The sequence below is a fragment of the Paraburkholderia sp. J10-1 genome (assembly GCF_905220165.1).
Lineage (GTDB): Bacteria > Pseudomonadota > Gammaproteobacteria > Burkholderiales > Burkholderiaceae > Paraburkholderia.
Genome location: NZ_CAJMYW010000009.1, coordinates 192,105 through 207,818, shown reverse-complemented (window position 1 = coordinate 207,818; position 15,714 = coordinate 192,105). Strand labels below are relative to the sequence as shown.

The window sequence follows — 15,714 nt, the reverse complement described above, 5'->3', positions numbered from 1 at the left end:
ACGACGAGAATGGATCGGGTGACTTTATCGCAGTTGCGTCAATCTATTGACGACCTGGAACGCTTATCAGTGACTCTTCCCCAAAAGAGCGAGGGAGTCATATTCCTCGCTCGGATCATTCATCAGTTGCAGATCCTTCAGGACACGGCCATTGCGGGGGATGCCCGCGAAACTGTATTTGTGTGCTCAGAGCAGATTGCGTCGATCGGGCGCTCGCGTGAGACGTTCGTTCGTGTTGCTGGCCTCGACCTGTTTGCCCAGACCGTTGAGAATCTGACGGCGCTACAGAAGGAGGCGCACGTTTTCGCCGCCATTCAGCCGCAAAATCACGGACCTGGCAAGATGATTCACGGGTAATCAACGTGCCTGCAACGGACGACGAGAGGAAAATGAAGGCATCGGTTGTTGGTGCGGTTATGCTCGCGTCAGTCTTGACTGCAGTTCCCGCGCTGGCTGAGCAACCGGTAGAGTCAGGGCAGAAACGATCACACGCGGCAGCTTGGTGGTCTCGTGGCGTGGTCCTCGAACGAAGGGCCACTGACGGCAGTTGGGCTGTTCGATGGTTTGACGATCTGACAGTGCGCGGGGCATCGAAGGCCTACGCGGGAAATGAGAAGGATGAGCCTCTCGTCGAGATTGCTGCGCTTCGCTCCGAAGATGACGCCATTGCCTCGCGTGCGATCACTGTCAGCTGCTTGGGCCATTACGAAAAGCGGGTCATCGTAGCCGCTGATGTGGTTGATGGGGACGAGCTAGAGCAGATCTGGATACAGCAGTTCAGATGCGGTGATAGTGAATGGCGAGTGAGAACCGCCAATGCGGCCAGATTGCCGTCAACCGACCACTGATAATGGAAAACGGGATAAAAATTCCCTTGACAGATCGCATCGATCGGGCGATCGCGTGATATTTTTGTGCGTGTTGGTGGTCTCGGCCTGTATGAGCAAACTCTTGGGATTGTCATGGTACTTCAGAAGGAGGCGCATGCCTTCACCGCCACTCAACCCCAACACCGCAGCCCTAGCAAAATGATTCACGGGTAACTGGGACTGGCAGATCGAAGATCTGAGGGCTATATGAACGTCCACCAAGGCCGGTAGGAAAATAAGAGGAAGAATAAAGCATGTTGCATCCAATACTTGAAAACGTTAAAAGCGAACTGGGGCTACTCGCGAAGGCGATTGAAAGTTCCACAAGCGAGAAGAGACCACCGAACATCATTCATAACCAATTCGGCGCGGCCGGTATCGACCGTGACGAGCTGGCAGAGCGGGCTGCGGAGCTCGCGGACTGGATAGGATCGGCAGGGGGGGATCAAATCGGTGTCAACGAGGTTCGCCTGTCGCAATATCCTGAACGCCTAACGTTCCTGCGAAATAACGTAGCCCATCTTTGGAACGGGAATGGCGCAACCGCTGTTCCGGCATATTGGCTAACGCTTGATAGTCTGGACCGCGCACTGCGTCCGGTACTGTTTCCAAAGGCTGACGATGCCGCTCAAGCGGGACATGAACTGCGCGAGCTTAGAACTAAAGTCCGCTCGTTCAAGGCCAAAGTGGATGCTCTGGAGCCTCAGGCGAGCGGACTTCAGCATATGGCGGATGAAATCGTGCGCGCGCACGAGGCAGCTGAGCAATTGCCGACCGACCTGCAAGAGTTGCGCGAAGCGCGTGATGAGATTCAGTCGCTGCGGCATGGCTCAGAAAAGGATCATCGCACGGTACGCGAAATTCTTGATCGCTCAACCAGCGCAGATGCGCAACTTGCCGACAGCGCTTCGAATGCCAAGAGGATCATCGATAAGTGCGAAAGCGCGTTGCGGGCGTCGACGAACGTCGGCCTTGCTGGTGCATTTCAGCAACAGGCTGACTCACTAAAGTGGTCGATGTATCCGTGGGTCGCCGGCCTTGTTGTGGCGCTAGCACTTGGTGCCTACTTCGGCGGGCAGCAACTCCATCAGTTGACCGAGGCAATCCAGACGTCGACGTCGGCAATAACGATCTGGGCGAGGCTGGTTGTGTCTCTAGTCTCGGTGGCGGCGCCAGTCTGGTTTGCTTGGTTGGCGACGAAACAGATCGGTCAGCGGTTTCGTCTTGCGGAGGACTACGCTTACAAGGCTTCGATCTCGAAAGCATACGAAGGATACCGCCGTGAAGCGGTCGATCTCGACGAAAATTTTCAGAAACGATTGTTCGCCTCGGCACTGGACCGGTTGGACGAGCAACCGCTGCGCTTTGTCGAGCACGAAACGCATGGAAGCCCATGGCACGAGCTGCTGTCATCTGATATTTTCAAGGAAGCTATTCGAATCGCCCCAGAACTCGTCGGACGTTTTACAACTATTGCCCAAGACACGGTCGATTCGGCTAAGGCTCTGAAAGCAACGAGGCGTGCAAAGAATTCGACACAAACACGGGTAAACGCAGAGCAAGACGTTGAATAGGAAAGCGCGCTACGAGGTCTAGGCCAGGTACCAAAGGGATATGGAGTCGATTGCCGAACGCCTTGAACTCGTGGCTGAGAGCTACGACGGAGATCAGCAGCTTGTGCCGAACGTCATCGCTGACTATGCGCTGGAACATGAACGTGCAATCGTCTCCGTGGGACCTGTGCGAACCTGATTACGCCCGCATCGCAGTGCGTGACGGGTTTCTCCGGCTTGCCCTTGTCGCTGCAGAGAAATCGCTGGTAGTCCGCCAGCGGCTACGCGCCGAGTACGAGTGCGGGCTGAACTACGGATGCACCCAATTGATCACGGAAAACAGTTGGCGCAAACGCGCCCCGAGACCGGCCGGAAGCCGGAAATAGGCAAGTAACGATGTACAAGACTATCACGCCCGCGACGAATTGGTTTTTCGTGCATAAAGGGGTGCCCGCGTCGGCGCCGCCCGTCGTCTGGCATCTGGCCGCGTGGGGCCAAAAGGAAAACGGCGAGGTGATTGGCCTTATAGGTGCATTCGGCCCCGATCAAGTGAAGGACGGTAAGACACCGCATCTTGTTTCGGTGCCGCCCGTGCCGGGCGCATACCTCCATCGTGACCAACTGTCGAGCGATGAAGTGTCGCAATTGAATAAGCGCTAAGAGTGGTCCGCTTGTGGGGGCGTTGTAGGGCTTCACAACCCCCCGTCATGATGGTTAGGCAACGCCAGCGACTCGCAGTATGTGGCCTACGGGGACGACTGTGGACTTAACGACATCTGCGGTTATCAAAAAGCAGATTCATAGTCAGGAGAGAATTCGTGATCTACCAATGTACTTCGTGCAGAAGAAAATCATTTGAAACTAAATGTCCATGGTGCATAAATGCTCCGGTCCAAGCATCGGGGCAGTCAGCACCTGCGGCGCTCCAAGTCCCGCTTGATCCCTCCTTCTATCCCGAATTCCACTGCCTGCCAGCAGTGCGCGCGGTGCCGCGGGACGGTGGCGACTGGCGCGAGAGCGCCGGGGACGACGCCGCCTGTCTTTGACGGCGGGGATCAGCCGTTCAGTTGCGACTCGACGTTGAGGACGATCTGTGCGAGCGGGTTGTTGTCTGCGGACTGGGGCGCGAACTTGATCTGGGCGAACGTGACAACAGCGAAAGCGACGACGACGAGGGCAGCAGATGCGGCGATGCGGGGAATGTATTTCACTGGGACTCCTTTCGGGGTGTAGGCAGAAACTGGCGAATCTGACAGGGGGCCGAATCACTTCGGCGCAATGACTGTCGACAACGGGCAAGGCCGCACACGGGGTCCGATCGCGCCTGGCGATCTGAACCGCACTGCAAAAAGGGGGGCGACCCAAACCCAGCCACTATAAAGGTTTTACCCGTGTGTGCAGTGCGACACCCGGTCGCCAGTGGGTGCTTAATTCTTGAACAGCGTTTCGTGATTGAAAGGTCTATGTAGGCCGTAACGAGCAGTGCGACACGGTGCTTTAGACCACCATCACCAATGTGTTAAAGATAGGCTTAACATGGGACACGCACGCCACCAATGGCGCGCAGGAGATTCCATGGACCGTTACATTGTGCTGGCCGTGATTCTGCTAGTCCCTTCGATCGCGTTTGCGTCCGTGCTTTATACGGGCACGCACAAACGCCATTTAAGGCCAGTGGTGAGACTTTGCCGCTGGTTCAGGCGGCACCGGAAATCGGACGACCACCAGCCCGCCTAAGGCTGGCGCTGGCGTCCGTGCGTCGCGCTTCGCGCGCGCGTTCGCCGGGGCGATCTAACGCGACCGAAATGCTTTCCGGACCTTGTGCTTGCAAACGCAGTCCGGTTTTACCGCTGCGCAAAAGCATAAAACTCTATCCGTCTTATCGGTGTTACGCCCTTCGCCCACGGGGTATTGAAATGGCCGGTCCTGTCGTTGGCACGCATCTGTCCGCCAACCCATCGATGTCGGGAGTCGCTTATCGATCGATTTTCGCCATGTCGACGTCGTTGTTTTTCATGTTCGGGTTCATCACGAGCCTGAACGACATTCTTGTCCCACATCTCATGGCGGTCTTCGATCTGAACTACGCACAATCGAAGCTTGTGCAGTCGATCTGGTTTCTCGGTTAGCGGTGAAGCCTCCAACCGCATTGGAGCACCCCGCGGTTTCCCCCATCGAGCTTATTCGACGCCTGCCAACATGCGCACAGGCATGCACGTTCCTGCGGCCCATGGCAGGCATCAAATAAACCTAAACGACTGGTTGCGTCCCATTGTCTGCCGCCGGTCAATCCAGGTGCACGGGATGCAGGGCGTTCGCATTGGTTAATGCGAACGCTTCAGGGAGATTGAGTCTACCCACTCGCCTTTAGCTAGGCGAGATTCTTGAGCACCTCCGGATCCCAGTCCCTCAACTGATCGATACGCCCGTCACGAACCTTGTTGGCCCAGTCCGGATCGACCAGCATGCCGCGGCCCACGGCCACCAGATCGAAATCGCCGCGATCGACAAGCTCGAGCAGATGATCCAGTGCGGCGACGCTGCTGCCTTCGCCCATTAGCGTATCGATATGTTCGCCCGTCATGCCGACCGACCCCACCGTGATGGTCGGCTTGCCGCAGACTTGCTTCGTCCACGCTGCGAGGTTGCGATCGGAGCCGAACTCGGTGTCCCAGAAGCGGCGCGTCGAGCAGTGGAACACATCGACGCCGGCGTCCACCATGAGGCGAGCGAACATCTCGAGCGCCTCAGGCGTTTCGAAGTTCCGTGCCTTGAAATCCTGCACTTTCCACTGCGAGATGCGCAGCGAGATCGCAAAATCGGGCCCGGTCATGCGGCGGATCTCGGCAACGACATTGGCCACGAGCCGCGCGCGATTGGCGGGCGATCCACCCCATTCGTCGGTGCGACGGTTGGTTCCGGGCCAAAGGAACTGGTCGAGCAGATAGCCGTGTGCCGCATGAAGCTCGATGCCGTCGAAGCCGGTCATCTTCGCGTTGATGGCCGCCTTGCCATAGGCTTCGACGATGGCCTCCAGATCGGCCGGGACAGCGGGTTCGCCGTCGAGCGTGGTCGGCTTGCCGATGCCGCCGAAGAGGCCCGAGGGTCCCACGCGCCGCGGCGGACGATACCCGGCGCCTTTCTCTGCGTATAGCCCGTCGACGGTATGCTGCTTCATCTGCCCGACATGCCACAGCTGGGCAATGATGGGCGTGGCTTCTGCGTGTACGGCGTCGACGACCTTCTCCCATCCGGCCAGCGCCGGCGCGCCGTACATCTTCGGTACGTCCGCTTCATTGGCTGCGGCATCGTGGGGAATCCACGCGCCTTCGGTGATGATGAGCCCCGCGCCACCCGCAGCGCGCTTGCGATAGTACGCGGCATTCGCTTCGCCGGGCACGCCGCCTGGGGCCATCGTGCGCGTCATCGGCGACATGACGACGCGATTTCTGAGCCGCAGCGAACCCGCGTGCACGGGTTCGAAAAGCTTCGCCGTGCGCGCGGCGGGAATCGCTTCGATGGGCGCGGTAGAACCAGGCGTGTAACGGATGTTTTGCATGGCGATGTGTCGTTCTGAGGTTGAGTGTACTGATCCCGACTACTTCGGCTTCCTTATGATTGAATCGATGCTTCATGCCGGGCAACGATCTCGGCTTCGTCTCTGAGCGCCTTTTGCGCAGAGTCACGCGCGTGAACACGTGCCACGTAGGTCATCAAATGTTCCAGATGGTCGAGCTTCACGCCGGAGCGCTCGTGCCACATCGTGGCCCAGACGTAGGCGTCCGCAACGGTGAACTGCTCGCCGGTCAAATACGCGCGGCCGTCGGCCAGGCGCTGGTTCAGCACGCCATACGCGCTCTGGAGCTTGTTTGTGTGGAAGGCGATGCCTTCGGGCGTCATCAGTTTGCGCATGAGCGGAATGTGCTTTTGCGCGATCTCGGTGGCGAGAAACGTCAGCAACTGATCCATATAGACGCGCTCCATCGTGCCGTGACGCGCAATCAAACCGGAAGCCGGATGCTGGTCGGCGAGATACGACACAATCGAGACCGTTTCCGTGAGGATGTCGTCGTTGTCGTTTTCGAGCGCCAGTGTGGGAACGTACAGCAGCGGGTTGACATCGGCGAACGCCGAGCCGTTCGAGGTGGACTTGCCGAACACGTCGAAGTGCACGAGTTCCGGGGCGAGGCCGAGTTCGTTCGCGATGGTTTGCACGGCTAACGAGCAGGTTGCTTTGGCGATGTAGAGCTTCATGATTGCGGTCCTTGAGCGAGGGTGGGGCGGGGAGTCTGCGTAGAAGTCGTGGCGCCATTGCCGGCGCCGTTGCAGCGAAGTATGGGCGGATTCACAGGCGCGATAAACGCCGCGCGCAGCGCCAGTCAGTCGCTGCAGCGGCGACAATCCGCAATCCATTTTGAGCGTGGCATTGTCGCGACTCAGGAGACGGAGTGAACACTGCCGCGCGGTTTATCGGCTTGCACGCATTCCGGAAAATGACGAGCCCACACCACGGCGGCGTGCGCAACGCGCAACTGCGTTCGCGCCAATTCCGCCTTCACTGGATATCTCTCGATCATGTCTGTCTCTTCGTCAACCAGGGCGGGGCACCACGCACTGCCTGTCCTCGCGGCCGTATGCCTCGCCGCTCTCGTGCTGCCGCTTTCGTTCTCGGGCGGAGCGGTTGCGACGCCGGCCATTGGCCGCGATCTCGGCGGCGACGCCGCCTCGCTAACTTGGATCACCAATGCGTTCATGCTGACCTTCGGCAGTCTGCTGATGGCGGCCGGCGCGCTGGCCGACCAGTTCGGCCGCAAGAAACTCTTCGTTATCGGTTTGGGTGGGTTCATTCTCACGTCGGCGGCGATGAGCTTTGCGCCCTCGGTCGTTTGTCTCGATCTGCTGCGTGCCGCACAGGGCGTGTTCGCAGCCGCGTCGCTTTCGAGCGGTGCGGCCTCGCTCGCCCAGGAATTCGAAGGGCACGCGCGCACGCGCGCGTTCAGCATGCTCGGCACGAGCTTTGGCATCGGCCTCGCGTTCGGGCCGCTGATGGCGGGCGTGCTGATTGACCGGTTCGGCTGGCGCTCGATCTTCGCGGTCATCGCGGCGATCGGCGTGGTGGCGTTCGCATTTGGCGTGCCGCGCATGCGGGAAACGCGCGACCAGGGCGCGACGGGCCTCGACTACCCAGGCACGATTACGTTCACTGCGACGCTCGCGCTGTTCACGTTCGGCGTGATTCAGGCGCCGGAAAGCGGGTGGAGCAGTCCGCTTGTCGTCGGGTTGCTGATGGCTTCGGCAGCATTGCTCGTGGCCTTCGTCATCGTGGAGAGCCGCGTTGCGCGGCCGATGCTGGAACTGAGCCTCTTTCGCTACGCACGCTTCGTCGGCGTGCAGATGCTGCCCGTGGGCACGTGCTATTGCTACATCGTGCTGATCGTGATGCTGCCGTTGCGGTTCATCGGCGCGCAAGGCCTCAGCGAGATCGACGCGGGTTTGCTGATGATCGCGCTTTCGGCGCCGATGCTCGTGGTGCCGGTGCTGGTCGCGTCGTTCACTCGCTGGGTTTCGGCGGGCGTATTGTCGGGAATCGGCTTCCTCGTGGCGGCGGCGGGACTCTACTGGCTGAGTCTCGTCGATTTCGGCTCGTCAGGCACGGCGCTGATCGCACCGATGATCGTCATCGGCGCGGGCGCGGGCATGCCGTGGGGCTTGATGGACGGTCTGTCCGTGAGCGTCGTGCCGAAGGAGCGCGCGGGCATGGCGGCGGGCATCTTCAGCACGACACGCGTAGCGGGCGAGGGCATTGCGCTGGCGATCGCCACGGCGGTGCTGGCTGCACTGGTCCATACGAGCCTCGCGCACATCTTGACGGATACGGGTGCGCAAGGCGCGGCGCGTGTCGCCGAGGCGGCGCATCGCATGACGGCCGGAGACATGGCGCACGCCGCGGCGATGCTGCCCGAAGTCAGCCGCCACACGCTTTCGCTGAGCTACGCGGCCGCCTTCACGAGCCTCCTGCACGTCCTGATCGTCATCACCTTGTTATCGGCGGTCGCAACGTTTGCATTCCTCAGCCGGATGCCGGATCAGGGTGGCGAGCCTGACGGTCTAGCAGTGAAAAACGGCTCGACCGAAAAGCGTCTGAGCGAATCGGCGAACGCCTGAAGGAACTGATAAAGTGCGCGAATTCACGGACTCTGGTCGAGACGGTCGTCATATGAGCGAGCGCCAGGATGCACCTATCAACGAAATCGCCGTGTTCGTAGCGGTTGCGCAAAGCGGCAGTTTCACGCGTGCAGCCGAGGATATCGGCAGCAGCAAGTCGAACGTCGGCAAGGCGGTGCAACGGCTGGAGGCGCGCCTTGGCACGAAGCTCTTTCAACGCACGACGCGTGCGGTGCGGCTGACCGAGGACGGTGAAACGTATCTGCAGGCCGCGCAACTCGCACTCGACGGCCTGCGCGAAGCCGAACAGCAACTTGCTTCGCGTCGCTCGGAGCCGGCGGGCCGTGTGAAGATCGACCTGCCCGCCGGCTTCGGGCGGCTGCTGCTGCCCAGCTTTCGCGCGCTGCGCGAGAAGCATCCGAAAGTCACGCTCGAAGTGGCGCTCACGGACCGCATGTCCGATCCGATCGGCGAAGGGTGGGACGTGGTGGTGCGCATCGGCGCGCTCCCCGAGGACAGCGAACTCACGGTGCGCAAGTTGTGCGACCTGCGGCTGGGCCTTTACGCGTCGCCCGAGTATCTCGCGCAGCGTGGTGACGTACACGACATCGGCGATCTCGCCGCGCACGACGCGATCGTGTTTCGCGGACCGAGCGGGCGCTTGCGTCCGTGGACGCTGCAAGATGGCGCCACGCAGCGCGATTACGCGCCGCAACCGGTTCTCGTGCTCGCCGATGGGCAGGCGCTCGTCGAGGCGACGGTGGCCGGATTCGGCGTCGCGCAGATCCTCGACAGGGTCGCGTTTCCTTATGTCAAGGCAGGGCGCCTGGTTCATCTTCTGGCCGCCGCCGATGTGGACGGGCCGCCCGTACACGCCATCATTTCTTTAGGTCAGAAGATGGCGGCCAAAACGCGAGCGGTCGTCAATCACCTTGCCGAGACGTTGCAGTGTAGGGTCGATTGATCGCCGCAGCGTCGCGCAAAAAACCCGTCCGATGTTCTGGACGGGCTTTTTGTCTGGCATCGCGCTTTCGCCGTTAGCGCTGCGCGACCACTTGCTTAGGCCTCGCGGGCGTTGTCGCGCCGAGCGCGGGCGTGGACATCGGAGCGTGCGGCGCTTCTCCCCAGCCACCACCCAGCGCGCGTATCAGGTTGACGGTGGCCGCGGCCTGCACGCCCTGAAGCTGGACCGCAGCGCGCCTGGCCTGCAGCACGGTGCGTTGCGCGTCGATCACGTCGAGATAGCTCACCGCGCCCTCCGTATATTGCTTGCGCGCCAGGTCCGCTGCACGCTGCGAGGCTTTGACCGCGTTGTCTTGCGTACGCGTTTGCGTTTCCAGAATCCGCATGTCGGAGAGATTGTCCTCGACTTCCTGGAACGCGACGAGCACCTGCTGGCGATACTTCGCGACATCCTCGTCGTAGACGGCGCGCGCCTTTGCGAGATCGCCCTTGCGACGTCCACCGTCGAATAGCGGAACCGTGAGCGCGGTTCCCGCCAGCGGGCCGAGCAGGAAGGCCCGGCTACTCCATTTGAAGAGATCGCCGAGCGTTGCCGATTCGAAGCCGCCCGTTCCCGTCAAATTGAGCGACGGGAAAAACGCGGCCTTCGCCACGCCGATGCGCGCGTTGGCGGCGGCCATCGCGCGTTCGGCGGCGGCGATGTCGGGGCGCCGTTCGAGCAGCGAGGAAGGCAGACCCGGCGGAATGCGCAGATCGACAGGCGCAAGCGGGTTCGCGGCCATCGAGAAGTCGGCGGGGGTCTGGCCGAGCAAAACGGCGAGTCCGTGCTCGGAAGCCGCACGTAGGCGCTGCACGGTCATCGCATCGGACTGCGCCGCGGCGAGTTCGGCTTGGGCGCGTTGCAGATCGAGTTCGGCGATATCGCCTTCGGCATAGCGCCGCTGCACGAGTTGCAAGGCGTGCTCGCGCAAGGCCACGCCTTGCGCGTATACCGCCGCTTCGGCGTCGAGTTCGCGCAGTGCGAAGTAGTTTTGCGCCACGTCCGCCTGCAACGTCAGCAAAACTGAGCGATAGAGCGCTTCGCTTTGCTGTGCGTCGGCGTGGGCGGCGTCGACGCTCGATGCCACGCGGCCGAACAGATCCACCTCGTAGGAAGCGCTTACTTGCGCGCGCCAGAAGGTTTGTTGCGGCACGCTGGTGCCGTCCGGCTCGAACTGCGACGCTGCCGACACCCGCTGGCGCGTCGGGCCAAAGCCCGCATCGAGTGTGGGGAACAGGCCCGCGCGGGCGGTCTGGTTCAGGGCGCGCGCTTCCCTCACGCGCGCGGCGGCTGCCTGCAGGTTCTGGTTCGCATCGAGCGCTTGCTGTTCGAGCGTGTCGAGTGTGGCGTCGCCGAAGACTTTCCACCATTCGCCGCGCGCGACATCTTCCGAGGGTTGCGCCGTCTTCCATGTCCCCAGCGTTTCGGTGGCGAGCGCCGCTTGCGGCGCTTCCTTGAACGTGCCGGCAACGCCAGGTGCCGCGGGCACGTCGTAGTGCGGGGCCAGTGAGCAGCCCGCGAGCGCGAGCAGCGTGCCCAGCAAGAGCGAGCCGCTGAAGCCGTATTTCCAGAATCGGTTACGCATGATGAGGTTCCTTATTCGTGAGTCGCGGATTCGCGAATGGCGCGGGTCTCTGCGGACCTGGCGCGTTCGTTGTCGTGGCCAGCCTCGTGCTCGCCGGGTTCGTGAAGGTGCGTGTGGCGGCCGTGCTTGTCCTTGAGTGGCTTGCCGCCTGCGAGCTTGCGCAGCATCACGTAGAACACGGGCGTGAGCAGCAGGCCGAAGAACGTCACGCCCAACATGCCGAAGAACACGGCAATGCCCATGGCGCGACGCATTTCCGAGCCGGCGCCAGTCGAAACAACGAGCGGAATGACGCCCATGATGAAAGCGATCGACGTCATGAGGATCGGGCGCAGGCGCAGGCGGCTCGCTTCGATTGCGGCGCGCACGATCGAGCGCCCTTGCATCTCCAGTTCGCGCGCGAATTCCACGATCAGAATGGCGTTCTTCGCGGAGAGACCGACGAGCACCATCAGCCCGATCTGCGTGAAGATGTTGTTGTCGCCGCGCGTGAGCCAGACGCCGAACAGCGCCGAAAGAATGCTCATCGGCACGATCAGCAGGATGGCGAGCGGCAGCGTGAGGCTTTCGTACATGGCCGCGAGCACGAGGAACACGAGCAGCACGCTGATGGGAAACACCCACAACGCGGCGTTGCCCGTGAGGATCTGCTGGTACGTGAGATCGGTCCATTCGAACTTGATGCCGTGCGGCAAGGTCTGCGCGGCAATGCGCTCGACCGCCGCCATCGCCTGACCCGACGAATAGCCGGGCGCGGGTCCGCCGTTGATGTCGGCGGCGAGGTAGCCGTTGTAGCGCACTACCATTTCGGGGCCATACGTTGGCGTGACCTTCACGACCGAGGAGAGCGGCACCATCTCGCCTTTGTCGTTGCGCGTCTTCAAATCGAGGATGCTTTGCGCTGTCGCGCGAAACGGGGCGTCGGCCTGCGCGCGCACCTGGTAGACACGGCCGAACTTGTTGAAGTCGTTCACGTAGAGCGAACCGAGATAGATCTGCATCGTGTCGAAAACGTCCGTCACCGAGATACCCAGTTGCTTCGCTTTCTCGCGATCCAGTTGCACGTTCAGTTGCGGCACGTTGATCTGATAGCTCGAAAACGCAGGTCCGAGCTCGGGCGTTTTTGCGGCCGCCGCGAGGAACGCCTGGGTGGCCTGGTTGAGCGCTTCATAGCCCAGCGCGCCGCGGTCCTCGATCTGCAGCTTGAAGCCGCCGATCGTGCCGAGCCCCTGAACCGGCGGAGGGGGGAAGGTTGCGATCGCGGCGTCCTTGATGCGGGCGTACTGCGCGTTCAGCCCGCCGACGATATCGGCCGCTTTTTCGCCCTTACCGCGTTCTTTCGAGGGATTGGTGACCGAGAACACGAGGCCGCTGCTCGAAGAGTTCATGAGGCCCGTCACGGACAAGCCCGGGAACTCTGTGGTGTGCTTCACGCCGGGCTGGCGGCGCGCGATCTCGCCCATTTCGTCGACGACTTTCGCGGTGCGATCGAGTGACGCGCCGGCGGGCAATTGCAGGATGCTGACGAAGTAGTCCTTGTCCTGTGCCGGCACGAAGCCGCCTGGCACGATCTTGCCGAGCAGCAGCGTGCCGCCGAGCAGCACGCCGTAGACGACCATCATCGCGAGCTTGCGGTTGACAATGCCGCTCACGCCCTTGCCATAGGCTTCAGAGCCGCGCTGGAACACCTTGTTGAAGACGTTGAAGAAAGGCCCGAAAACGCGGTCCATGGCACGCGTCAAACCGTCTTTCGGCGCGCGATGGTCCTTGAGGAGCAGCGCGGAAAGCGCGGGCGAAAGCGTGAGCGAGTTGAACGCGGAGATCACCGTCGAGATGGCGATGGTCATCGCGAACTGTTTGTAGAACTGGCCGGTCAAGCCCGACATGAACGCAAGCGGCACGAACACCGCGACGAGCGTCAGCGCGATGGCGATGATCGGGCCGCTCACTTCGCGCATCGCTTCGTATGATGCTTCGAGTGGAGTCAGCCCCGCCGCGATATTGCGCTCGACGTTTTCGACCACCACGATCGCGTCGTCGACGACAATGCCGATCGCGAGCACCATGCCGAACAGCGAAAGTGCGTTGATCGTGAAGCCGAACGCCAGCATCAGCGAGAACGTGCCCACAATCGATACTGGCACGGCAAGCAGCGGGATCAGCGAGGCGCGCCAGCTTTGCAGGAACACAATCACGACGATGACGACCAGCACGATGGCTTCGAACAGGGTGTGCACCACGGCGTCGATGCTCTCGCGCACGAACTGCGTCGGGTCGTAGACGATCTCGGCTTTCACGCCTTCTGGCATGTCCTTTTGCATTTCGGCGGTGAGCTTGCGGATGTCATCGGAAATCTGCAGCGAATTCGCGTTGGGCTGCTGAAAGATGATGATCTGCACCGCCTTTTTTCCGTCGATGCCCGCACGCAGCGCATAGTCCGATGCACCCATTTCCACGCGCGCGACGTCGCCCAGATGCGTGAGCGCGCCATCGGCGGAAGTCTTCAGGATGATGTTGCGGAACTCCTCTTCGCTTTTGAGCCGGCCTTGCGCGTTCACGCTCAATTGCAGCGGTATATTCGTGCTCATCGGCGCGCCGCCGACGATACCGGCCGCCACCTGCACGTTCTGCTCACGAATCGCCTTCACGACGTCGGCGGCGGTAAGGTTCTGGCGCGCGACCTTGGCGGGATCGAGCCACACGCGCATCGAATAATCGCCGGAACCCCACAGCACCACCTCGCCCACGCCCGGAACCTGCGCGAAGCGGTCCTTGATGTTGATGAGCGCGTAGTTGCGCAGGTACGTGAGGTCGTAGCGGTCGTTCGGCGAAACGAGGTTCACGCCCATGGTGAGCGTGGGCGACGACTTGACGGTCGTGACGCCCAGGCGCTGCACGTCTTCGGGAAGCCGCGGCATGGCTTGCGATACGCGGTTCTGCACGAGCTGCTGGGCCTTGTCCGGGTCGGTGCCGAGCTTGAAGGTCACGGTCGTCGTCATGTTGCCGTCGCTGTTTGCCTGCGACTGCATGTAGAGCATGTTCTCGACGCCGTTGATCTGTTCCTCGATGGGCGCGGCAACGGTCTCCGCGATCACCTTGGGATTGGCGCCCGGATACTGCGCGCGGACGACGACCGAAGGCGGCACGACTTTCGGATATTCGGCGGTCGGCAATTGCGTCAAGGCGATGATGCCCGCGAGGAGAATCACCACCGACAGCACGGCCGCGAAAATCGGCCGGTCGATGAAGAACTTCGAAATGTTCATGAGGGACTCCCGGCAGGGTTAGCTCGCCGATTTCACCGCGCCGGCCATGTCGACCAGGTGCGGGGCAACGGTGTCGTTGGGACGCGCGCGCATGAGGCCGTTCACGACGATGCGCTCGCCTGGTTTCAGGCCCGCGCTGACCACGCGCAGGTTGTCGTGCAGGGCACCGAGCTTGACTTCGCGGTACTGGACCTTGTTCGAGGCGTCGACGACGAGCACGTACTTGCGGGCCTGATCCGTGGCGACGGCAGCGTCATCGATGAGGATCGCGGGATGGGGCTCGCCACCGCCCACGCGAACGCGCGCATAGAGACCGGGAACGAGCGCGCCGTCGCGGTTGTCGAGCGTCGCGCGTACGCGAATCGTTGCCGACGTTGTATCGAGCCGGTTGTCGACCGACGTGATGACGCCATTGCGCGAATAGCCGTCTTCGTTCGCGAGGCCGACCGCGACCGGCACCTTCGCATTGCGGTCGCGGCCGAGGTACTGGAGATACGTTTGCTCGTCGACGTCGAACGACGCGTAAATCGGAGAAACCGAGACGAGCGTGGTCAGTACGGGCGCGTTGGCGCCCGCCGTCACCACGTTGCCCACGGTGAGTTCTGCGCGCGATGCGCGGCCGCTGACGGGCGCGGCCACGTTCGTATAGCCGAGGCTCACCTGTGCGGCTTCGAGCGCGGCCTGAGCGGCTTTGACGGCGGCGGCCGCTTCGCGCATCGCGTTCTGCTTCTCGTCGTAGTCGCGCTTCGCGACGGCATCATCGGCGAGCAGACGATTGGCGCGCGCCGCATCGGTTGCGGTGTACGTTGCGCGCGCCTGTGCGGCGGCGAGTTGCGCGAGCGCGCGGTCGACTTCGGCCTGGTAGGGGCGCGGGTCGATCGTGAAGAGCGGGTCGCCCTGCTTGACTGGCGCGCCGTCCTTGAAGTGCACGGCGACGATCGCGCCCGACACGAGCGGCTTGACGTCCACGCGGTCGATGGCTTCGAGCCGCCCCGAATAGCCCTGCCAGTCGGTGATGGTTTGCGACAGCACGGTCGCGACGTCGACCTCGGTCGCCGTTGGCGGCGCGTCGGCTGCGTGGGCGGTGACAACCGGGCTTGCCGGGTCGCCGTGGAAGTAGCCAAAACCCGCGACGGCGCTTATCACGGCCAGAGAGCCAAGCGCGGCGCCGAGCCGCTTGCGATGCGCGTACATAGTTTGAATTCCTAAGTAATTAAAAATGACCTTGAGGGAAATCTTTGAATGAGGCCCTGGTTCATGCCCGTCGATCTTC

At 62.0% G+C, this 15,714-nt stretch carries 13 protein-coding genes; 7 read left to right on the top strand and 6 right to left on the bottom strand.

The annotated features are described in order from the left end of the window. Positions 1-9: 9 nt before the first annotated feature. From U5A65_RS26295 to U5A65_RS26280, 4 genes are all read left to right on the top strand, one after another. Positions 10-357: a hypothetical protein gene (locus U5A65_RS26295; protein ID WP_321948298.1), complete on the top strand. Its 348-nt coding sequence runs from the start codon at positions 10-12 to the stop codon at positions 355-357. 32 nt (positions 358-389) lie between these two features. Beyond that, a complete protein-coding gene (locus tag U5A65_RS26290) occupies positions 390-848 on the top strand; it encodes a hypothetical protein (protein WP_321948296.1) in 459 nt (152 codons plus the stop codon). A gap of 275 nt (positions 849-1,123) precedes the next feature. Continuing rightward, positions 1,124-2,443, top strand: coding sequence for a hypothetical protein (locus U5A65_RS26285; RefSeq protein ID WP_321948293.1), 1,320 nt, complete (start codon positions 1,124-1,126; stop codon positions 2,441-2,443). 375 nt (positions 2,444-2,818) lie between these two features. Next, positions 2,819-3,082 (top strand): hypothetical protein, encoded by a 264-nt coding sequence (locus U5A65_RS26280; RefSeq protein WP_321948291.1) that lies wholly within the window; start codon positions 2,819-2,821, stop codon positions 3,080-3,082. Positions 3,083-3,477: 395 nt separating this feature from the next. On the opposite strand, the gene U5A65_RS26275 is transcribed toward U5A65_RS26280, so the two are convergent. Further along, positions 3,478-3,633: a hypothetical protein gene (locus tag U5A65_RS26275; RefSeq protein ID WP_154671546.1), complete on the bottom strand. Its 156-nt coding sequence runs from the start codon at positions 3,631-3,633 to the stop codon at positions 3,478-3,480. 783 nt (positions 3,634-4,416) lie between these two features. Between U5A65_RS26275 and U5A65_RS26270 the strand changes: the two genes are divergently transcribed. Further along, a complete protein-coding gene (locus U5A65_RS26270) occupies positions 4,417-4,551 on the top strand; it encodes a hypothetical protein (RefSeq protein WP_321948286.1) in 135 nt (44 codons plus the stop codon). 242 nt (positions 4,552-4,793) lie between these two features. Here the strand turns inward: U5A65_RS26270 and U5A65_RS26265 are convergent, their stop codons facing one another. Beyond that, a complete protein-coding gene (locus U5A65_RS26265; RefSeq protein WP_321948284.1) occupies positions 4,794-5,981 on the bottom strand; it encodes an NADH:flavin oxidoreductase in 1,188 nt (395 codons plus the stop codon). Positions 5,982-6,034: 53 nt separating this feature from the next. Beyond that, the gene (locus U5A65_RS26260; protein WP_321948283.1) at positions 6,035-6,676 is read right to left on the bottom strand and encodes a glutathione S-transferase family protein; all 642 of its coding nucleotides are present in this window, start codon (positions 6,674-6,676) and stop codon (positions 6,035-6,037) included. 321 nt (positions 6,677-6,997) lie between these two features. On the opposite strand from U5A65_RS26260, the gene U5A65_RS26255 reads away from it, so the two are divergent. Together U5A65_RS26255 and U5A65_RS26250 are read left to right on the top strand one after the other, a co-directional pair. Then, complete coding sequence (locus tag U5A65_RS26255) at positions 6,998-8,587, top strand: MFS transporter (protein WP_321948281.1); 1,590 nt, start codon at positions 6,998-7,000, stop codon at positions 8,585-8,587. Positions 8,588-8,639: 52 nt separating this feature from the next. Continuing rightward, on the top strand, positions 8,640-9,551 hold the full coding sequence (locus U5A65_RS26250) for a LysR family transcriptional regulator (protein WP_321948278.1): 912 nt from the start codon (positions 8,640-8,642) through the stop codon (positions 9,549-9,551). Between the two features lie 73 nt (positions 9,552-9,624). Here U5A65_RS26250 and U5A65_RS26245 read toward each other — a convergent pair whose 3' ends face one another. From U5A65_RS26245 to U5A65_RS26235, 3 genes are read right to left on the bottom strand one after another with little or no spacing between them, the layout of a single operon-like run. Then, positions 9,625-11,175: an efflux transporter outer membrane subunit gene (locus U5A65_RS26245; protein ID WP_321948276.1), complete on the bottom strand. Its 1,551-nt coding sequence runs from the start codon at positions 11,173-11,175 to the stop codon at positions 9,625-9,627. 11 nt (positions 11,176-11,186) lie between these two features. Then, on the bottom strand, positions 11,187-14,441 hold the full coding sequence (locus tag U5A65_RS26240; protein ID WP_321948274.1) for a multidrug efflux RND transporter permease subunit: 3,255 nt from the start codon (positions 14,439-14,441) through the stop codon (positions 11,187-11,189). A gap of 18 nt (positions 14,442-14,459) precedes the next feature. Further along, a complete protein-coding gene (locus U5A65_RS26235; RefSeq protein ID WP_321948273.1) occupies positions 14,460-15,635 on the bottom strand; it encodes an efflux RND transporter periplasmic adaptor subunit in 1,176 nt (391 codons plus the stop codon). Positions 15,636-15,714: the final 79 nt, after the last annotated feature.